This is a genomic window from Streptomyces sp. NPDC058877, assembly GCF_042742855.1.
In the GTDB taxonomy this organism is placed as follows: Bacteria; Actinomycetota; Actinomycetes; order Streptomycetales; family Streptomycetaceae; genus Streptomyces.
In genome coordinates this window covers 1-20281 of the sequence record NZ_JBHYMF010000131.1, presented here as the reverse complement: position 1 = coordinate 20281, position 20281 = coordinate 1, and the positions used below count along the sequence as shown (strand labels likewise).

Annotated in this window: 16 protein-coding genes and 2 pseudogenes; 8 read left to right on the top strand and 10 right to left on the bottom strand. The window is 70.9% G+C overall.

The features are described from left to right. Both ACFW2Y_RS25520 and ACFW2Y_RS25515 read left to right on the top strand, forming a co-directional pair. On the top strand, positions 1 to 223 hold a 223-nt coding region (locus tag ACFW2Y_RS25520), incomplete at its 5' end, for a flavin reductase (RefSeq protein WP_384883605.1). Between the two features lie 78 nt (positions 224 to 301). After that, the gene (locus tag ACFW2Y_RS25515; RefSeq protein WP_384883603.1) at positions 302 to 1720 is read left to right on the top strand and encodes an MFS transporter; all 1419 of its coding nucleotides are present in this window, start codon (positions 302 to 304) and stop codon (positions 1718 to 1720) included. Between the two features lie 346 nt (positions 1721 to 2066). Here ACFW2Y_RS25515 and ACFW2Y_RS25510 read toward each other — a convergent pair whose 3' ends face one another. From ACFW2Y_RS25510 to ACFW2Y_RS25475, 8 genes are all read right to left on the bottom strand, one after another. After that, complete coding sequence (locus tag ACFW2Y_RS25510) at positions 2067 to 2630, bottom strand: hypothetical protein (RefSeq protein ID WP_384883600.1); 564 nt, start codon at positions 2628 to 2630, stop codon at positions 2067 to 2069. Between the two features lie 248 nt (positions 2631 to 2878). Next, positions 2879 to 3865 carry an ABC transporter substrate-binding protein gene (locus ACFW2Y_RS25505; RefSeq protein ID WP_384883610.1) on the bottom strand — a complete coding sequence of 329 codons (987 nt, stop codon included), beginning with the start codon at positions 3863 to 3865 and terminating at the stop codon, positions 2879 to 2881. Positions 3866 to 3907: 42 nt separating this feature from the next. Further along, positions 3908 to 5896 carry an ABC transporter permease subunit gene (locus ACFW2Y_RS25500; RefSeq protein WP_384883597.1) on the bottom strand — a complete coding sequence of 663 codons (1989 nt, stop codon included), beginning with the start codon at positions 5894 to 5896 and terminating at the stop codon, positions 3908 to 3910. Beyond that, positions 5893 to 7065, bottom strand: a complete 1173-nt coding sequence (locus tag ACFW2Y_RS25495; protein WP_384883594.1) for a glycine betaine/L-proline ABC transporter ATP-binding protein — start codon at positions 7063 to 7065, stop codon at positions 5893 to 5895. The genes ACFW2Y_RS25500 and ACFW2Y_RS25495 overlap by 4 nt, the downstream gene beginning before the upstream one ends. Further along, entirely contained in the window at positions 7065 to 8603 is a 1539-nt protein-coding gene (locus ACFW2Y_RS25490) for a GMC family oxidoreductase (RefSeq protein ID WP_384883591.1), read from the bottom strand. Before ACFW2Y_RS25490 ends, ACFW2Y_RS25495 begins: the two co-directional genes overlap by 1 nt. Before the next feature lie 90 nt (positions 8604 to 8693). Then, entirely contained in the window at positions 8694 to 10196 is a 1503-nt protein-coding gene (locus ACFW2Y_RS25485) for an aldehyde dehydrogenase family protein (RefSeq protein ID WP_384883589.1), read from the bottom strand. Between the two features lie 737 nt (positions 10197 to 10933). Beyond that, positions 10934 to 11878, bottom strand: coding sequence for a hypothetical protein (locus ACFW2Y_RS25480; protein WP_384883586.1), 945 nt, complete (start codon positions 11876 to 11878; stop codon positions 10934 to 10936). Positions 11879 to 12157: 279 nt separating this feature from the next. After that, entirely contained in the window at positions 12158 to 12778 is a 621-nt protein-coding gene (locus ACFW2Y_RS25475; protein ID WP_384883584.1) for a phosphoribosylanthranilate isomerase, read from the bottom strand. 278 nt (positions 12779 to 13056) lie between these two features. Between ACFW2Y_RS25475 and ACFW2Y_RS25470 the strand changes: the two genes are divergently transcribed. Further along, positions 13057 to 13470, top strand: coding sequence for a cytidine deaminase (locus tag ACFW2Y_RS25470; protein WP_384883582.1), 414 nt, complete (start codon positions 13057 to 13059; stop codon positions 13468 to 13470). 211 nt (positions 13471 to 13681) lie between these two features. Here ACFW2Y_RS25470 and ACFW2Y_RS25465 read toward each other — a convergent pair whose 3' ends face one another. Both ACFW2Y_RS25465 and ACFW2Y_RS25460 read right to left on the bottom strand, forming a co-directional pair. Next, positions 13682 to 14698: a MerR family transcriptional regulator gene (locus ACFW2Y_RS25465; protein ID WP_384883580.1), complete on the bottom strand. Its 1017-nt coding sequence runs from the start codon at positions 14696 to 14698 to the stop codon at positions 13682 to 13684. A 143-nt stretch (positions 14699 to 14841) separates the two neighbouring features. After that, entirely contained in the window at positions 14842 to 15480 is a 639-nt protein-coding gene (locus tag ACFW2Y_RS25460) for a TetR family transcriptional regulator (RefSeq protein ID WP_384883577.1), read from the bottom strand. A 450-nt stretch (positions 15481 to 15930) separates the two neighbouring features. Here ACFW2Y_RS25460 and ACFW2Y_RS25455 point away from each other — a divergent pair. From ACFW2Y_RS25455 to ACFW2Y_RS25435, 5 genes and pseudogenes are all read left to right on the top strand, one after another. Further along, positions 15931 to 17372, top strand: a pseudogene (locus ACFW2Y_RS25455) (glycoside hydrolase family 3 protein); the annotation flags it as partial. Positions 17373 to 17461: 89 nt separating this feature from the next. Next, a pseudogene (locus tag ACFW2Y_RS25450) lies at positions 17462 to 17737 on the top strand (glycoside hydrolase family 3 C-terminal domain-containing protein); the annotation flags it as partial. Between the two features lie 153 nt (positions 17738 to 17890). Next, a complete protein-coding gene (locus tag ACFW2Y_RS25445) occupies positions 17891 to 18220 on the top strand; it encodes a fibronectin type III-like domain-contianing protein (RefSeq protein WP_384883607.1) in 330 nt (109 codons plus the stop codon). Between the two features lie 180 nt (positions 18221 to 18400). Further along, positions 18401 to 19045, top strand: a complete 645-nt coding sequence (locus tag ACFW2Y_RS25440) for a TetR/AcrR family transcriptional regulator (protein ID WP_384883574.1) — start codon at positions 18401 to 18403, stop codon at positions 19043 to 19045. Beyond that, entirely contained in the window at positions 19042 to 20235 is a 1194-nt protein-coding gene (locus ACFW2Y_RS25435) for an FAD-dependent monooxygenase (RefSeq protein WP_384883571.1), read from the top strand. Before ACFW2Y_RS25440 ends, ACFW2Y_RS25435 begins: the two co-directional genes overlap by 4 nt. Positions 20236 to 20281: the final 46 nt, after the last annotated feature.

Sequence of the window (20281 nt, the reverse complement as noted above, 5' to 3'; positions counted from 1 at the left end):
CGAAGGCAGGGCCCGCACGGCGGAGGCCCCCGGCGGGGGCCTCCTGCTGAGCGGCGCCGTCGGCTACTTCGCCTGCCGACTCGACCGGCTCGTCGAGGCCGGCGACCACGTCATCGTCATCGGCGCCGTCGACCGGTGCCAGACGCTCCGCCCGGCCACGGTCCCGGTCCTCGTCTTCGCGGGCGGCGGGTTCCACGCGCTGGGTCCACGGCTGCCGGGCTGACCCCACACCGCCGCACGACCCGCCCCCTCCGTTCCGCTCCCCCGTTCCCGCTTCCGAGCCCTGAGAAAGTCAGGATCCATGACCCAGAGCACCGAGACCGCCCCCGTCACCGACGGAGCGCCACCCGAAGGCACCGGGGCGCCGGCCAAGTCCACGCTCGTCCTCGTCGTGCTGTGCGCCGCACAGTTCATGGTCGCGCTCGACTTCTCCGTGCTGAACGTCGCCCTCCCCACGCTCGGGGGCGAACTCGGCATGAGCCCCGCCACCCTGCAGTGGGCGGTCACCGCCTTCGCCCTGCCCTCCGGCGGCTTCCTCCTCGTCTTCGGCCGCGCGGGCGACCTCTTCGGCCGGCGCAAGACGTTCCTCGCCGGCCTGGTCCTGTTCGGCGCGGCCTCGCTCCTGGCCACCTTCGCCTGGGACCCGACCTCGTTCCTGGCCGGCCGTGCCCTGCAGGGCCTGGGGGCCGCCGCCGTCGTGCCCACGGGCATGTCGCTGCTGACCACCATCTTCCCGGAAGGGCCCCCGCGCGACCGCGCACTCTCCATCTCGGGCACCTTGCTCTCCCTCGGCTTCACGGTCGGCATGGTGATGGGAGGGGTCCTCACCGACACCCTCGGCTGGCGTTCGACGATGGGGCTGCTGGCCCTCTTCTCGCTGATCGTGCTGCCACTCGCACCGGGTGTGCTCCGCGAGTCGAAGAACCCCCGCCGCCCCCGCCTGGACGTCCCCGGCGCCCTCACCGTCACGGCCGGACTCCTCGCCGTGATCTACGCCCTGTCCACCGCGGCCGACCGCGGTTTCGGCGGCGCCGACGTGATCGCTGCACTGGTCGCCGGGGTGCTGCTGCTCGTCCTGTTCGTGATCGTCGAGTCACGCACGGCGGATCCGCTGATCTCGCTGACGACGCTGCGCCGCCGGACGGTTGCCTGGGGCAATCTGGGAGGCATGGTCACCCTGTCGATGATGAGCACGGTCGTCTTCGTCATGGGTCTGTACCTCCAGCGGGTCCTGGACCTCTCCGCCTTCCAGACGGGCCTTGTCTTCGGCGTCCAGGGCACGGCCGCAGCGGTGTCGGGAGGCTTCATCCCGAAGGTCGTCGGGCGCTTCGGGAGCGGACCGACCCTCGTCGGCTCCTTGGTGGGACAGGGCCTGTTCTGCGCCGGACTGCTGGCGGTGGGGACCGCCGGGTGGAGCGTGTGGGTGGCCGTCGTCTGTCTCGCCCTGGCCTGTGTGTGCCACCTCGCCGCCATCATCTCCTACGGCCTGACGGTCACCTCGGGCGTGCCGGACGAGGAGCAGGGCCTGGCCACCGGCCTGGTCACCTCCACGCAGCAGATCGGCATCACCGTCGGCATCCCGCTGCTCGGCGTACTGGCGACCACCACCACGGACCTCTTGGAGGGCGTGCACACCGTGATCGTGATCGACGCGGGGATCGTCCTCGGAGCGGCCCTCCTCATTGCCCTCGGTCTGCGCCGCCCCAACCCCCGCTCCTGACCCGCCCCGGCCCGGTAGCCCCGGACCGTGAGGCGCGGACACCGTGGGGCACGGACCGGGGCGCGGGCTGACCGACGCGGGGAGGGCCACGGGGAGCGGGGCCGGCCGAGGGCCGTGGAGCGTACGGATCGGATTGACGAGCCGTCAAGTCCCCGTGAATCCACCCGCTCCCCTTCTGCGACCCGTCCTTGCCACCGGGCCGGCTCCGGGCGCGTACGGCCTCGTCCACCCGCAGGACTGACGGGTCGCCACCACCGGGCTCCCCACCGGTCCCGTTCGCGAAGCCCGCCTCCCGAGCGCCCCACCCGCCCCGGCGGATCTCGAAGTCAACCGCTGGACCCGCGGTTCAAGGCGTGCTCCGACGATCGGCCAGTTGGTGGGGGAGGCGCACCGGCACACCGTCGCCCACGGAGGCCGCCCCGAGGTCATGACGCATCACCGTCCTCAGAGTCCGCAGCAGACCCCAGATTTCCGCTTGGGCCCGGAACGCGGTGTTCATCGTCTCCCCGGGCTCGGGCTCTTCTCGTTCCAGGCGTTTGATCTGGCCGTACACCCCGCTCAGGGCCTTGTTGACCTCACTCGCAGGTGCGAGCACTTCGTCCGGGGCGATCATCTGTGCTTGGGAATACGCATCGCGGTGGGCTCTTTTGGCCTCGTCCAGTTCTGCCCGGTCGGTCTCCTCGACCCTACGTTCCTGCATGGCATGCAGGAACTGCCTGAGCGCCGTGGTGAACTGACGCGCGTCCCTGTTGAGCTCCACGTAGCAGGTGCGTCGCAGGAGGAGGTTCTCGCGGACCTCCGCATGGTCCCGCACCAGTTCTATCTCCCGACGTTTCGCCCGTTCAGAGGCGCGTTGAGTAAGCAGCGATCCCCCCAGGGTTCCTGCCACGCCTGCCACCGCGATGATCACAGAGCCGAGATCCACAGCACCCCTCGAAGCCGTTTTGCAGTCCACCGGTCATGTCTTGGTCGCGCTCCACACCGGACGTTAGAGGAAGGGAGGACGGACGATCCACACCGCGGACTGCCAGCCCCGACCAGTGCGGGCAGACCGGTACGGAGCCGAACAGCGGCCCACCACCGCATCCCGGCACGGGTACGGCCCCTGGGAATCGAGTGATTTCCAGGGGCCGTACCCGTGCCGTTACGACTGGAGGGCTACTTCTTCGGCAGCCAGGCCTTCCAGGTGGACTCGTTCTCCTTGACCCACTTCTCGGCGGCCTTCTCCGGAGTCATCTTGTCGGCGGCGACGTACTTGGCGACCAGGTTCTGCTGCTCGGTGGTCCAGTTGAAGTTCTTCAGGAACTTGGCCGCGTCGCTGTCCTCCTTCGCGAAGTCCGCGTTCATCCACTTCTTCAGCGGCACCTCGGGGTAGGCACAGGCCACGGCGTTCTTGTCCGCGTCACAGCCGTCCTTGTAGGGCGGCAGCTTCACCTCGACCAGGTCCATGGTGGCGTTCATCCACTGGGGGGTCCACCAGTAGGTGAGGAAGGGCTTCTTGTTCTTGTACAGCTGCTCCAGCTGGGCGAGGTGGGTGGCCTCGGCGCCCGCCTCGATCGGCTTGTAGTTCAGGTCGAGGTTCTTGATCAGCGCGTTGTCGTGCGAGACGTACGAGGGGTCGCCCTTGATGAACTGGCCCTGGGCGCCGCTCTCGGGCGTCTTGAGGACGTCGACGTACTTGTTGAGGTTCTTGTAGTCCGTGATGTCCGGGTGCTGGTCCGCGAGGTACTTCGGGACGAACCAGCCGATGTGGCCGGTCACGCCGAGACCGCCGGCGGAGACGATGGTCTTGTTGCCCTCGACGTAGCGCTTCTCCTCCTGGGGGTGGCCCCAGTCCTCGAGGATAGCGTCGATCTTGCCCTGGCTCATCGCGTCCCAGGCGGGGGTCTCGTCCATCTGCTGGGTCTTGACCTCGTAGCCGAGCTCGTGCTCCAGCAGGTAGCTGGCAACGGCGGTGTTGACCTCGGCGCCCACCCACGAGGGGGTGTGCAGGCTGATGGTCTTGGAGTCCCCGCTGCCGGTGTCGGCTGCGCCGCAAGCGCTGACGGCGAGCAGGCCGATCACACCGGCGGCGGCGAGAGCCGCCCGACCGGCCAGGCTCCGGCTGCGCCGGTCGGTGCGGATGGGGTGGGTGGGGGCGTGCATGGGCATGGGGAACTGCCTTTCGGGCGAGAGGACGGGGGACGGTCAGTGCCGGGCGTCGGCGGAGGGGTTTCCACCGGCCGGTTGGGTGAGCTTGTCGAGGGTCAGACCCAGGCAGACGATGCCTGCGCCGGCGACCAGACCGGTGCCGAGTTCGCCCGCGGTGAGGCCCTTGACGACGTCGAAACCGAGGGCTCCGCCGCCGACCAGGCCTCCGATGACGACGACGGCGAGCACCAGGACGACGCCCTGGTTCGCCGCGACCAGCAGCGCCGGCCGTGCCAGCGGCCACTGCACGTCACGGATCTGCTGCCAGGTGGTGGCCCCCAGGGAGCGGGACACCTCCATGGTGGCCGGGCTGACCTGCTGGAGGCCCTGGGTGGTGACCCGCACCACGGCGGGCAGCGCGTACACGGCTGCCGCGGTGATCGCGGCGACCCGACCGGCGTTGAAGAGCTGGACGACCGGGATGAGGTAGATGAACTGCGGAAGCGTCTGCATGGCGTCGAACAACGGGCGCAGCAGGCGTTCCACGACCGGCACGCGAGCCGCGAGGATGCCGATGGCGAATCCCAGCAGGAGGGTGAGGGCGACGGCCACGAGGACCTGGGACAAGGTGTACAGGGACTTGTCCCAGATGCCCAGCACACCGGTGCATCCGAGGGCGAGCACGGAGGTCAGCGCTCCCCGCCAGGTGCCCACCAGCCACGCCAGGGCACCTGCCAGGAACAGCAGGCTCCACCAGGGCAGTGCCTGCAGTCCGTCGTTCAGCGGGTTCAACACCCAGCTGGTGAAGTTGCCGGCCCACACCGACGTACCGCCGACGACGGGGACGTCCTGGTAGATGTTGCCGACCACCCAGTCGATGGCCGAGTTCAGCGGCCCCGCGATGCCCACCGTGACGCCCTCGGGCCACGCACGGCCCGCGCTGGATCCCACCAGCAGGCCGAGCCCGGCCACCAGGAGGGCGATTCCGGTGCCCCGGCGCCCGACGGGGGTGCCGCTGCGGGCGCCGGCTGCCGCGGTGGTGCGGTCCAGCCAGACGGCGAGGAGCACGATGGCCAGGCCCGCGGTCACTCCCTGGCCGAAGTCCCTGGTCTTGAGCGCTTGGTAGACGCTCTCGCCGAGGCCGCCGGCGCCGACGACGGACGCGATGACCACCATGGACAGGGCCATCATGATGGTCTGGTTCAGACCGAGGAAGAGCTGGGGCCGCGCCATGGGCAACCGCGCCGCCCACAGCCGCTGCCAGGGGGTCGAGCCGAGCGACCGGGACGCTTCCAGGACGGCGGGGTCCGCACCGCGCAGGCCCAGCGCGGTCATCCGAACCATCGGGGGCGCGGCATAGATCACCGTGGTGATCAGCGCCGACGGAGTGCCGATGCCGAAGATCAGGACGAGCGGCAGCAGGTAGGCGAAGGCGGGCAGCACCTGCATGGTGTCCAGCACGGGGCGCAGCACGCGCTGCGCGGTGTCCGAGAGGCCGCTGGCCAGGCCGAGCAACAGTCCGAGCACGGCGGCGACGGCGACGGACACCAGCATCAGGGCGAGCGTCTCGGTTGCCGCGTCCCACAGCCCGAGGAGGCCGCAGCCGGCCAGGGAGCCCACGGCGACGAGCGCCGGCTTGACGCCCCGCCGTCCCGCACCCCCCGCGTACCAGGCCAGCGCCGTGGCGACGGTGAGCACTCCGAGCCAGCCCACTGAGGTGAGCACGTCGTGCGTCCAGGCGACGGAGTCGGTGGCCGTGTTGGACAGGTGCAGCAGGAAGTACAGGAAGACGGGGTGGGTGTCGCGGTTGTCGACCACCCAGTCGGCGAAGGAGTCCAGGGTGGGGATCAGGTCCACCCGCAGGGCCTGCGGCCAACCACCGTCCGCCAGCAGGGCGGCGGTGGGCAGCAGCAGGGCGAGGAACAGCAGCACCACCGGGGCGGACGGTGGGGAGGGCCGCCAAGCACGGGTGCGCGGGGGCTTCTCGGCATCGTCTCGGGAGCGGTCGCCGCTGACCGGCGGGCGGGAGGCGGTGGCGGTACTCATGCGGTCACCGCGTCCTTGTCCGGGTCCGGGTCCGGGCCCTTGCCCGGGGCGGGAACCGAGGGTCGGCGACCGTCCCCGATCTGGACGCCCGTGGCATCGCGGACGCCCTGGTGCTTCGAGCCGTCGCCGTGGTCGCCCGGTGTCAAACCGGCCACCACGGAGAGCAGCCGCACGTGGTCCACGACACCGAGGAGCTTTCCGTCCGACACGACCCGGGCGGGCACCCCGTCCCGGGCGACGGCTGCGATGCCCTCGGCGACCGTGGCGGACGGAGGGAGCTCCGCACCCTGCCGCGCCTCGTCGCCCACGGCCGGGCGCATCGCCCGGGACACCGGGACGATCTGCTCGTGCGGCACGTCACGGACGAAGTCCCGCACGTAGTCGTCGGCCGGACGGGTGACGATCTCCTCGGGCGTGCCGAGCTGGACGATGGCGCCGTCCCTCATCAGGGCGATCCGGTCGCCGAGCTTGAGCGCTTCGGCGAGGTCGTGCGTGATGAAGACCATGGTGCGGCCCTCCTCCTGGTGGAGGCGGGCCACCTCCTCCTGCATGTCACGGCGGATCAGCGGATCCAGCGCGCTGAACGGCTCGTCGAACAGCAGTACCTCGGGGTCGGCCGCGAGCGCGCGGGCCAGTCCCACCCGCTGCTGCTGGCCGCCGGAGAGCTGGTGGGGGCGGCGCTCCTCCAGGCCGGCGAGGCCGACCTTCTCGATGACCTCGTGGGCCCGCGCCCGCCGTTCGTCCTTGCCGACGCCCTGGATCTCCAGGCCGTACGCGACGTTGTCGAGGACGGTGCGGTGCGGGAGCAGTCCGAAGTGCTGGAAGACCATGGCGGCGCGGTGCCGGCGCAGTTCGCGCAGTCGGGAGCGGTCCATCGCCAGGACGTCCTCGCCGTCCATGGCGAGCTCTCCGGAAGTGGGCTCGATCAGTCGGGTCAGACAGCGCACCAGGGTGGACTTGCCGGAGCCGGAGAGGCCCATGACCACGAAGACCTCGCCGCGGTGGACGTCGAAGGAGACGTCGCGGACGGCTGCCGTGCAGCCGGTGCGTTCGCGGATCTCGGCCGTGGAGAGGCCGGCGTTGTCGGGGTCGCCGGGGACGCGGTCGGCCTTCGGACCGAAGACCTTCCACAGACCACGGACCGAGAACACGGGATCGTGACCGTCCATCAGGCGGCCTCCTTCGGGTTGTCGTCCGACACGAGCAGGTCGGCGCACTTCTCACCCACCATCAGGACGGCGATCATGGGGTTCACAGCGGTCATGGCGGGGAAGACCGAGGCGTCGGCGATCCGAATGCCCTGCAGACCGCGGACGGTCAGGTCGGGCGTGACGACGGCCAGGTCGTCGTCCTGGGCTCCGATCCGGCAGGTGCCGGCCGGGTGGTAGACGGTGTGCGCGACCTTGCGGGCGTACTCGCTGAGCTCCTCGTCCCCGGTCACCTCGGGACCGGGGCAGACCTCGCGGCCCAGCCACGACGCGAGCGGTTCGGAGGCCGCGATGCGTCGGGCGATCCGGATCCCGTCGACGAGGGTGCGGGCGTCGTAGTCGTCCTCATCGGTGAAGTAGCGGAAGTCGAGGGCCGGCTTCACCTCGGGGTCGGCACTGGTCAGGTAGAGCCGACCGCGGCTGCGCGGCTTGGGGATGTTCGGCGTCATCGACACGCCGTGCTCGGGCCTCTCGTAGCCCAGGCGTTCCGGGTTGTCGGTGAAGGGGATCTGGTAGAAGTGGAACATCAGGTCCGGCCCCTCGGACTCCGGGTCGCGGCGCACGAACAGTCCGGCGTCGCTGTCCATCGCGGAGTTCTCGGGTATCGGTCCGTTCGTTTCCCAGACGATCACCGATTCCGGGTGGTCGAGCAGGTTCTCGCCGACGCCCGGAAGGTCGTGGCGGACCTCGATGCCGAGCGCGGCCAGGTCCTCGCGCGGCCCGATGCCGGAGTGCATCAGCAGCCGCGGGGTGTCCACCGCACCCGCGCAGACGACCACCTCGCGGGACGCCCGGAGCAGAACCTCCTCGCCGCCCTTGGTGCGGACGTGCACGCCCGTGGCGCGGGTGCCCTCGAATTCCAGCCGGTACGCCCAGGTCTCCAGGAGCAGATGCAGGTTGGGCCGGTCCAGGAACGGGTGCAGATAGGCCACCGAGGCGGAGGAGCGCTTGTTGTCCTCGGGGTGGTACGCGAGGTCGAAGAAGCCGACTCCCTCGTCGAAGGGCTTCCGGTTGAAGCCCTCGACCAGCGGGACGCCGAGCGCGTCGCGGGCCGCGCCGACGAAGTCGCGGGCGATGGCGTTCCGGTCCTTCTCGGCGACCGGGACGATGTTGTTGCGGAGCTTTCCGAAGTACGGCTCCATCGAGGCGGCGTCCCAGCCGCTGGCCCCCAGGCCGGCCCATTCGTCCCAGTCGGAAGGCAGGGGCTTGAACGCGATGAGGGTGTTGTGCGACGAGCATCCGCCGAGGACGCGGGCCCTGCTGTGCCGGATGTGCGAGTTGCCGCGCGGCTGTTCCGTGGTCGGGTAGTCGTAGTCCAGTTCGCCGCCGAGCAGCCCCATCCAGCGGCGCAGGGTGAGGACCTCGGGGCGGTCGACGTCGGAGGGGCCGCCCTCGATGACGGCGACGGTGACGTCCGGGTCTTCGGTGAGGCGCGAGGCGATCACCGAACCGGCGGTGCCGCCGCCGACGATCACGTAGTCGTAGGTGCGGTCGGACATGGTGCGTTCACTCCAAGGGGCGTGGGGGCGTTCTAGGTGCCTGTCGGGGCTTCGGCGACGGGGCGGGTGCGTCGCCGGGCCGTTCGAGGGTCAGCCGGAGAACCACCGCACGGGACGGGGCGCCAGGTTCTGGTAGATGTGCTTGGTCTCGCGGTACTCGGCGAGGCCCGTGGGGCCGAGTTCGCGCCCGACGCCCGACTTGCCGAAGCCGCCCCACTCGGCCTGCGGAAGGTAGGGGTGGAAGTCGTTGATCCATACGGTGCCGTGGCGCATCCGGCCGGCCACCCGACGGGCACGTGCCGCGTCCCCGGTCCAGACGGCTCCCGCCAGGCCGTACTCGGTGTCATTGGCGAGGGCCACGGCCTCGTCCTCGGTGCGGAAGGTCTCGATCGTCAGGACGGGGCCGAAGATCTCCTCGCGGATCACCCGCATGCGGCGGTGGCAGCGGTCGAGGACCGTCGGCTCGTAGAAGTAGCCGCCCGCGGGACGGGTGTCGGAGGGTTCGGGGCGAGCACCACCGGCGCGGAGCACGGCGCCCTCGGCGAGCGCGGAGGCGACGTACTCCTCCGTGCGCTCCAACTGGTTGCGCGAGACGAGCGGGCCGCATTCGACGCCCTTCTCGGTGCCGCGCCCCAGCCGGATGCGGCTGGCCCGGCGGCTCAGCTCGGCCACGAACCGCTCGCGGATCGATTCCTCGATGATCAGGCGGGAGCCTGCCGAGCAGACCTGGCCGCTGTGGATGAACGCGGCGTTCAGGGCCTGGTCCACCGCGGTGTCGAAGGAGTCCGCGGTGTCACAGGCGTCGGCGAAGACCACGTTGGGGTTCTTGCCGCCGAGCTCCAGCGCCACCTTCTTGACGCCGGGAGCGGCTGCCTGGGCCACCTTGACCCCGCTGGTCAGACCGCCGGTGAAGGAGACGAGGTCGACGTCGGGGTGTTCGGAGAGGCGTGCGCCGACGGTGTGTCCGGGGCCGGTGACCAGGTTCGCGACGCCGGCGGGGAGCCCGGCTTCCGTCAGCAGGGCGATCAGCGTCACGGTGGTGAGGGGGGTGATCTCACTGGGCTTGATCACCAGGGTGTTTCCGGCAGCCAGAGCCGGGGCGATCTTCCAACTCGCTTGCAGAAGGGGATAGTTCCAAGGCGTGATCATTGCGCACACGCCGACCGGCTCGTGCACGACAACGCTGTGCACGGTGTCGCTGCCCGCGTCGACAAGGCGACCTCCGCCCTCGGCCAGGACGAGATCGGCGAAGTAACGGAAGGCGTCGGCCACGCAGTCGACGTCGATGCGTCCTTCCTCGACGGTCTTTCCCGCGTCGCGGCTTTCCAGCAGGGCGATTTCCTCGCGGTCGCGGACCAGCAGGTCGGCGACGCGCCGTAGCAGTGCGGCCCGTTCGCTCACGGGCGTTCCCGGCCACGCGCCGGAGTCGAAAGCGGAGCGTGCCGAGGCGACGGCGGCGTCTGCGTCGGCCGCGCCGCCCTCGGCTACCACGGCGAAGGGCTGGCCGTCTGCCGGATCGATGATCTCGCGCGTTTCACCACTGTGCGCGCCGCGCCAAGTGCCGTCCGTGTAGATGGTCGTTCGTGTCAACAAGAGTCAAGTGGCTTTCTTCTTCGGGCGGATCGGCACCGTCGTTCCATCGCACCTGCTTCTTCCCGGCGCGGCCGGACGGCAGGGCGAGCGGAGTCCGTGAGGCTGGAGACGGACTCGGAGGGCCGGCCTGAAGGCGGCCACCGGTGGGCGGGAACGTGGGGCGGACCGTCGGTGCGGCACGGCCACGGGCCACGGGGTTCACCAGTGAGGGTCCCGACCCAGGGTCGCCGCGACCGGCGGGCGGCCGGGGTGCAGGTGGTGGTCATGCGGGCCGAAGTTACCCAGCAGAAGCCGAAAGCGCATGAGGCGAAAGCCTTGCGTCGGACATTTCGGAGTGTTATTGCCCGAGCTGCCTTTGATCCCCAGGGAGTGGCAAGGGCCACAAGATGTTTGAAGAAAACGGTGCAAACCTGGACAAAGAGTCACTTGATAACGAATCTGCAACACCTTTGCGCTATGCCATGTTCGCAATCTGAACGTTATGGCATTGACGGCGACCTGTTGGTTTGACCTGCTCAAGACTGGTTATGAACGCGCAGGGCGGCGGAACGTTCGGCGAGTCCGGTGCGGACGCGCTGTGAGCCGCATGCCGAGCCGGCCGGGCTGGCGCCTGCCCGGCCCACGGCCTGCCGGCCGGACACGGACCGTGAGGATGCGGTGGCGGCGCAGCGGGCGGCATGCCGGGGACCGTACGCGCGGCGCCGCGCCGGTCGCTGCGCGCCCGTCCTCCGCCCGGATCATGCGCTGTGCGCCGCTCTCGCGGTACCGGGCCCCACCGAGCCGTCCGGGGAGTGCCACTTCCACACCGTGCCCTGCGTGCCGGGCGTGCGACAGGACCTACACGAGGGGGCGGGCTCGTGGCGTGGTTGCTCCGCGTGCGATGTCATGCCACTGGGCTTCCCCACCCGGCAGGGGCCAGGCCCGGGTCGGTTGCTGCAGGGAATCCAGATCATGGAGGAGTCGGGCGAGCTGGGGCCGGCGGTGGCCGTGCCGTCCGGGACGGTCGGCCCGTGGACGGCGCGGAGCCCGGCGAAACGCGCCAGCTCGTCGGTGTAGAAGCCCACGGCGTCATCGATGCGTGCGCTGCGGTCGTCGTTCGGGAGCGTGCGGTGCAACTGCAGGAGCGGGGGCTCGACCGACTCCGCGATCGACGCGGCGAGTCGCGCATGACCGTCCAGGACCAGATGGCAGTCCAGACCGCTGACCCACCACAAGAGGACCGGTGGCAGCGTTCCCTCGCGCACCTGCTTGCGGTACGCCTTGACCCGACCGTCATCGGCGTCGGGCATCGGCCGCAGCGGCAGGACCTCCCACCCGCAGGAATGGAGGAACCAGTCGACGCATCCGTCCGGGTGCCCCTCGACGAGCATCGAACTCCAGTGGTCGGCGTGCGAGGTGCCCGAGGGGCGCGAGGGCCCGAGCGGACTCTCCGGTGAGAGCAGCCACCGGCCCGTGTGCACCGGACCGTCCGGTGAACCGACCAGGTAGCGGGCGAAGCGGTGGGCCCACCGCTGGGAGTTCCCCGCCAAGGCGCGTCCCGTGTCGGCGCGGAGCGGCGGTACGAAGGAGCGGTACGCGTCGGTGCGCCAGAAGTCGACGCCCTGGAGGTGCTCGTCGACGGCGGCGAGCAGCACGGGGCGCGACTGCTGGGAGAGGAGGATGTGCTGCTGCGCGCTGAACACGCGCAAACCCGGTTCGCGGGGGCCGGGGAGGTCGAGGGACAACCCCGCCCACGTGCCGTCCTCCCGCGTGACGTCAGTGCGCTGCGTGCCGAGAGCCTGAAGGGCGCCCTGCAGCCCCCGGCCGGCGCACCACGACTGCGGAACCCTCTCGTCCGGAGGACGGGACCCCGATCACGACCGTGCCTCCCGGGCCCGCCGGACGCCGTCCCGCACGCCGCCTTCCGCTTTCAATGCGCCGTGGGAGGGGCGGGCGAAGCGGGCCCGTATGCCACCGTGGAGTCACGCTGCACGGGGAGCGGCCCGCTTCGCTGCGGTGACGAACCTGCTGATCCGCTGATGGTCCTTGACCCCGGGGGCGGACTCGACGCCGCTGGAGACGTCGACGCCCCAGGGGAGGGCCCGGGCGATCGCCTCGCCGACGTTCTCGGGAGTGAGTCCGCCGGCGAGCAGCCAGTTTCCCCGGGGGCGGGACGTCGCGAGGAGCGACAGGTCCCACGGCTCACCGGATCCCGCGCGAGGGGAGTCGAGGAGGAGGACTTCCTCGCCGTAGGCGCCGACCCCGGTGTCGGGCCGGTCGCTCAAAGAGGTGGCCCGCCACAGGCGAGGGAAGATCGCGGCCGCAGCGGTGAAGTCCTCCTCCTGGTAGGCGCGGCCGTGCAACTGGAGAGCTCCGAAGCCCAGTTCATCGGCCGTACGGGCGGCTTCGGCAGCGGGCGTGTCATTGACCACCAGAACGGACAGGACGTTCGACGGCACGTGCGAGGCGAGCCGTGCTGCCCGCTTCCGGTCGAGCCCGCGCACGCTGGTCCCGCTGATCACCAGACCGATGGCGTCCACTCCGGCCGTGGCCGCCACGTCGATGTCGGCGGTCGTCCCGAGCCCGCACACCTTGACGAACATCTGTCTCTCCTCTGCTGACCTTCGACACGGCTCCCCGAGCCTACTCACCCGTGACCGCCGGCGGACGCGGACTGCTGCTCGGGCAGCAGCGCAGCCGTTGCGGTCCAGCGCACGGCCGCGGGACCGCAAGGAGCTCCTCTGACCGGCCGTGACCGACCCCCCTTGGCAGGGTGGGAGGGACACCGGCTGCGGCCCCGGAACACGTCCCCTCGGATAACCACTTGTCTTCCTTCGACGCTTGGGCGAACGTCGTCTGACACTTCACGAAGGCAGAAGCAATGAGCACGCAACAGCACACCGTCGACCACGAACTCATCGAGGCGGCGGCGCATGTCGCCCGCACGCGTTGCCGGGGCGACAACCACACCATGGCTGCCGCGGCACGCGCCCGGGACGGCCGGATCGTCACGGCGGTCAACGCCTACCACTTCACCGGTGGTCCCTGTGCCGAGCTGGTCCTCATCGGTGCGGCAGCAGCCCAAGGAGCCCACGAGCTCACCACGATCGTTGCAGTGGGCGACAGGGACCGAGGAGTCGTTCCCCCGTGCGGACGCTGTCGTCAGGTCCTCCTCGACTACTTCCCGACCCTCAAGGTCATCGTGGGTGAAGGTGACCGCCTCCGAACCGTCCGCATCGTCGAGCTGCTGCCCGAAACCTACGTGTGGGCCGACCACCAGATCGACGAGGGATAGCCAGCACCACGCGATCGGCCCTCACCGGGACGAGCGCTGCGCGGGTCGGGTGGGCGGCCGCACATCCAGCACGGCGTCACGACGCGGACCGGTCGGCACTCCACGGCACGCGCCGCCGTTGCCGTCCGCATCCGCCCGGGGACGGTGCTGCCGTGGGCGAGCCGCAGGAGCCGGTGCCCCCCTTTTGCCTCCCCGGCAACGGAACAGGGCTTCACGCGCCGGACGACGCCACCGGCTCTCCGTACACGCTCGAGATCAGGTCGAGTGCCTCACGCAGTCCGCCGGGCCGCAACAACCCCCCGGCGGGGGCCGGTCCCGCCCACCCGGGTCCGGCCAGCAGGACGAGCGGTGTGGTGCGTGCGCCCCTGAGCCCGAACGAGGTGCCGGCCACGTGCCGTGCGAGGGCATGACTTGCCGTCGAGCGGGCCTGCGACCACAGGACGACCACGGCGGGCCCCGACCTGCGCACGGCGGCATCCAGGGCCTCGGCGGGCACCGCCCCGCCGAACATCCTGGTCGGCAGCCTGCGTTCGGCCAGGCCCGCAGCGAGCGCTTCCAAGGGAAGGGTGTGGGATTCGGCCGGCACGCACGCCAGCAGCACCGGAGGTGCCTTCGCGGTCGAAGGCGTGCTCACCGCTGCTCGCCGCAGGGCCGTGGACACCTGCCACGACAGCAAGTGCTCGACCTCGACGTAGCGGTCGTCCGACGACTCCCACTTGCGGCCCACCGCATGGAGGGTCGGGACCATCACCTCTTCCCAAGCCGTGACCAGGCCGTAGTCGGAGATGACCTGTTCGAGCAGTGCCTCCATCGCCGGACTGTCCAGCCGGACCGCCGCCCTGGCCAGGCCGCGACACTCCTGCCGCACGTCACCGAGGGGCAGCCCGTTGCCCGAGCCCGGCTGATGGCCCTCGGTGCCCGGTGCGTCCGCCGCCTCCGACGGGACCGGAGCCGGCGTCCCTTCCGCGACCGGCGTCCCTTCGCGGGGCGCGTCGGACTGTCCGAGGACGACCCGCGCAGCCTCCCCCGGAGGGATGCCGGTCGCGGTCAGACGGCACATCTCCTCCAGCATCGCGATGTCCCGGGGCATCCAACGGCGATGCCTTCCCTGTGCGCGAACCGCGGGCCCGATGCCGTACCGCTGCTCCCAGGAGCGCACGGTCGTCGGTGACACGCCGAGGCGCCTGGCGACGGCCCCGGTGGTGACCCCGTGCATGGCTTCGGACATGCAGTCACTCTACGACGCACGAACGATGCGAGTGGGCCGTGGTCGTGCTCCTCCTGCCCCGGGACCCGAGCGGTTCGGAGGGCTCGTGGGTTCGGCCGGTCTCCACGGTCCGGCATGGGGTCCGCCCATGGTCCGGCGGCCCCTCAGGAGGGGGCGAGTCCCGCCAGGAGCGCCGTGATGGCGCGATCGGTGGAGTCCGCCATGTCCACACGGTCCGGTGACAGGAGCCACTGCACCTGGAGCCCGTCCATGACGGCGATGATCGCGTTGGCCGTGTCCTCCACCGACCTGCGGTCCTGGATCTCGCCGAGCTCGCACGCCTCTTGGAGCGCCTCCACGATCGACGCGCGCAGACCCTCGTAGCGCGTCCGGAAGTACTCCTGGGCGGGATGCCCCTCGGTGACGCTCTCCGCGGAGAGGACCGCGTAGAGGCGTACGATTCCCTCGCGTTCGGCATTCCGGGCGACGGTGTCGACCAGGTGCCGCAGGAACGCGAGGCCGCGGGGGCGTTCGGTGCCGAACCGGTCGATGTCGCTCGCGTCGCGCAGCTCCAGCACGCTGGTCAACAACTGGGCCTTGGTGCGGAAGTAGTGCAGGACGCCGGCCTGGGTGAGTCCGGCACGGTCGGCGATCTCCTGGAGCGAGGCGTTGTTGTAGCCGCGGTCGGCGAACGTGTCCGTGGCGATCCGCAGGAGGTCTCGTTGCCGCTGCTTGGCCTCCGCGCTGCGTGGCGTTCGAGGAGCCGCCTTGCGATGCGTTCTGCTTGCCGACTGGTTGCCCACCTGCGAAGCATAAGCCCCCGGCGTGGCTGGTGATCGACTTCCCAAGGGTGGGGACACGACGCGCTCCATGTCACTTACTGAGTACTTAGTAAGTGTGCTTTCATATGACCGCCGTCACGCCGACGTGCTGCCGCCACGGCCCGAAGGAGCCTTCGTGCCCGTCCCGCCGCCCACCCCCCCGCCGATCTCCCGGGCCATTCGGAACACGGGGGTGAGAGCCACTGGGCAGAGCTGATCGAGGGGCTTGACCTGGCCGACAAGGTGCGCCTGTTGACCGGGACGTCGTTGTGGTCGCTGCCCGGGGAACCGCGGCTCGGACTGCATCCGGTCGTGACCTCCGACGGACCCCAGGGGGTGCGGGGCACCGACGAGGAGCCGAACGAAACCGGACTGCTCGCACCGGCCCCGAGCGCAACGGCCGCCACCTGGGACCCGGAGACGGCTCGTCGAATGGGCCGTCTGTTCGCCACCGAGGCCCGCCGCAAGAACGTGGACGTCGTCCTCGCTCCACTGGTCAACCTGCAACGCACCCCGGTCGCCGGCCGTCACTTCGAATGCCTCTCCGAGGGCCCGTTGCTGTCCGGAGTCCTCGGCGCCGCGCTCGTACGGGGACTGCAGGAGGGGGCGTCGCAGCCTGTCCGAAGCACTTCGTCGCCAACGACTCCGAGACGGACCGCACGCGCTACCGGGCGCGGGTCGACGCCGGCACCCTCCGCGAGGCCTATCTCGCCCCGTTCGAACACATCCTGGCCGACGCCGGACCGTGGAGCATCATGGGCGCCTGCTCCGGGCTGGACGACGGCACCGAATCCGCACCGGTCCTGGAGCACCGCCGCATCCTGCGAGGCGTCCTGAAGGATGAATGGGGCTTCGACGGGGCCGTGATCAGCGACTGGGCCGCCACACGGACCGCCGCACCCGCGGCCAACGCCGGTCTCGACCTCGTGATGCCCGGCCCCGACGGCCCCTGGGGCACTGCGCTCATCGAGGCCGTCCACCGTGGAGAAGTGGACGAAGCGGTCATCGACGACAAGGTCGTGAGGCTGATGCGGCTGGCCGCCCGGGTCGGCAAGCTCACCGAACCGTGGGGCGCCGGAGAACCGGCACCGCCGGTGGCCACCCTCGCGACGGCACCGATCGGAGAGGGCGACTTCGCCCCCCTGAGGGAGGCCCTCAACCGGGGCACCGTCCTGTTGCGCAACGAGCGGCACCTCCTGCCGCTGGACCCCGGTCAGCTCGGCACCGTCGCCCTGGTGGGACCGAACGCGGTCCAGCCCCACCTCCAGGGCGGCGGCAGTGCCCACGTCCCCGCCGTGCGCACCATCGACTACGAGGAAGGCCTGCGGGCCGCGCTGCCCGAAGGGGTGGCGCTCACCGTGCACCGCGGCGGTTCCTCGCGGCGGCACGCCCCGTTCATCGACCCCGTCCGGCTCACCGGCCTGCACGCCGCCCAGCTGGCGGCGGACGGCACGCAGCTCGGAGAGGAGGTCCGCCCCACGGGCGACTGGGGGGCCTTCCCCGTACCGGACGGAGTGACCGACGTGGTCCTGACCGGCCGCGTCACCCTGACCGAGCGGGGCACCCACACCCTGGAACTCGGCTGTTCCGGGCGCTTCACCATCGCCCTGGACCACCAGGTCGTGCACTCGGGTGAGGACGACCGGGGCGTCGAACTCATCCTGGAGTCCAGCCACAACCACCCCGAGACCGTTCGCCACGGCGTGCGGGTCGGTTCCACGCCGATGGAGCTGCACCTGAGGATCGACCTGCGGGTCATCGACGGCGAGGGCTACGGCCGCTTCGTCACGGCCCACCTGCGACACCGACCACCCGGCCCGACGATCGACGACGAGATCGACGAAGCCGTCCGGGCCGCACGCACGGCCGATGCCGAGATCGTGGTCATCGGCACCAACGAGGAGGTCGAATCGGAGGGTGGGGACCGTCCCGATGGAGGTCAGTCCCCAAACAGCACCGACTGGTGCGCGCGGTCTCCGCCGCCAACCCCCGCACGGTCGTCGTCGTCAATGCCGGCGCCCCGATCCTGCTGCCCTGGGCCTCCGAGGTTCCCGCCCTGCTCTGGCACTGGCTGCCCGGTCAGGAAGCGGGACACGCCCTGGCCGACGTGCTGCTCGGCCGCGCCGAACCCTCCGGCCGCCTGCCGTGGACACTGCCCGCCCGTGCCGCCGACGTCCCCGTCCCCGACGCCGTCCCCCTGGACGGAGTCGTCGATTACCGCGAGGGACTCCACATCGGTCACCGCGGCTACGACCACGCCGGCACCGAGCCCGCCTTTCCCTTCGGCCACGGGCTGGGGTGGACCACCTGGTCCTACGCACGGGTCGAGGCGCCGGAACCGTCCGTCCCCGTCCCACCCTCCTGTCCCGCGGGCGGGGACGGGCCACCGGTCATGGTGACCCTGACCAACACCGGCTCCCGCCCCGGACGCGAGGTCGTCCAGGCCTACCTCGAAACCCCCGCCGTGCCCGGCGACCCGCTCCGGGTCCTGGCAGGGTTCGCCGTGGCCGAGATCGCGGCGGGCAACACCGCGACGATCACGGTGGCCGTGCCGTGGCGCGCCTTCCACCATCGGGACGAAGCCGCCGGACGGTGGCGCCCGCGCACCGGTCGCCACCGCTTGCGGATCGGTCGATCGAGCCGGGACCCGCGCCTCGCCCTCGCCCTCGACGTCCTGCCCGGAGCCAGGGGAGCGGGGCACGTCCTGCGTTTCGTCCCTTGATGGCCGGGGCCGCCCCCTTCCGCCCGCGCCGGTCGCGCACGACGAGTCGAGCCGTTCGTGATCGCGGGGAACACCGGTGCCGCCGGCGCCTCCCCGGGTTCTACCCCGGCCTGTCTTCTGCGTTCCGTGCGGGGGAGCCACCCTTGCCTTTGCGTTGAACGATCGTTTAGTGTTTTGAACATGCGTTCAGCAATGAAGGGCGGCGACGACCGTACGAGTCGGGCCGTGATGCGTGACGAAGCACTCCGACTCTTCGCGGAGTCGGGGCCGGATGCGGTGTCCGTACGACAGATCGCCCAGGCCGCAGGGGTGTCGCCCGGGCTCGTACTGCACCACTTCGGTTCCAAGGGCGGGCTGCGGCAGGACGTCGACCAGTACGTGCTGACCGTCTTCGAAGCCGTGCTCGGAGAGGTTGCCGGGCCCGCTCCCGAAGCCGGAAGTCCAGAGGGCGGTCCACTGCGTTCGCTGGGGGAGGTGGTGCTGCGCCACCTGCCCGAGGGCTCGCCCATCCCCGCCTATCTGGGGCGGCTGTTGCTGTCGGAGTCAGAAGCGGGCCGGATCCTGTTCCGTCGGCTGCACGAACTCAGCCTGCAGACGCTGGAGGAGATGGAGCGCGCCGGACGGGCCGTGCGGGGCCGAGACCCACAGGTGCGGGCCGCGTTCCTGCTCGTCAACGACCTGGCGCTGCTGCTGCTGCGCCCACGGCTGACCGAAGTCCTCGGGACCGACCCGCTCTCCACGCCCGGCCTCGAACGCTGGGCGCCAGAAGTACTTGCCATCTACGGCGGGGGACTCGCCGCCGAGGAAACGGGTGATACGGCATGAAAGCAGTGATCTGTGGGGCGGGCATCGCAGGCCTCGCCCTCGCACACCGAATGGACGCCCTCGGGTGGGACGTCGTGGTGTGGGAAAAGGCGGCCGGCCCGCGCACCCAGGGGTACATGGTCGACTTCTTCGGGCCCGGGTACGACGCAGCCGAGGCCATGGGCCTCCTTCCGCGGCTGAAGGAGCTGGCGTACCGGATCGACGAGGCGAGCTTCGTCGACGAACGGGGGCACCGCCGCACGGGCCTCGACTACGTGCAGTTCTCCCGGGCCGTCGGCGGCAGGCTGATGAGCATCATGCGGCCCGATCTGGAGAAGGTGCTGCGGGAGGCGCTCCCGCCGACGGTGGACCTCCGGTTCGGCACCGGACCGAAGGCGGTGCAAGAGACGTCCGACGGAGTGCGGGTGACCCTCGCCGACGGGACCGTCGAACGGGCCGACCTCCTGGTCGGTGCCGATGGTGTGCACTCCACCGTGCGCCGACTCGTCTTCGGCGACGAGGCCGACTTCCTGAAGTACCGGGGGTTCCACACGACCGCGTACGTCTTCGATGACCCGGAGATCTTCGAGCAGGTGAGGGACCGCCTCTGCCTCACCGACACGATCGACCGACAGATGGGCCTCTACGGCCTGAGGGACGGCCGGGTCGCCGCCTTCGGTGTGCACCGGGCCGGCCCGGGGGAGCTTCCCCGCGATGCCCGGGAGGAGGTCCGACGTGCCTACGGAGGTCTGGGTTGGGTGGTCCCGCGAGCTCTGGAGAAGTGCCCTCCGTCCGAGGAGATGTACTACGACCAGGTGGCGCAGATCGTGACCGATCGGTGGAGCCGGGGCCGCACCGTCCTGGTCGGGGACGCCGGCTACGCCGTCTCCCTGCTCGCGGGCCAGGGCGCATCGCTCGGGATCGCGGGGGCGTACGTGCTCGCCGAGGAACTCGGGCGGGCGTCCTCCGTCGAGGCCGGGCTCGCCGCGTACGAGGAACGCTGGCGCCCCGTGGCCGAGGAGAAGCAGGAAGCAGGTCGGGCGGCTGCCGAATGGTTCCTGCCCGCGTCCGCCGCGCGCCTGCACATCAGGCGCACCGCCATGCGCCTGTCCGGGCTGCCCGGGGTGGGCAGGATCGTGGCCCGCTCGTTGTCGGGCAAGCCCGCGGTCCTGGCACGGGAGGCGGAGGCGGCCGAGAAGCTCGGGACGTGATGACACCAGGAGTCACCGTTCGGGGATGCGGCGCCGGATCGGGAGC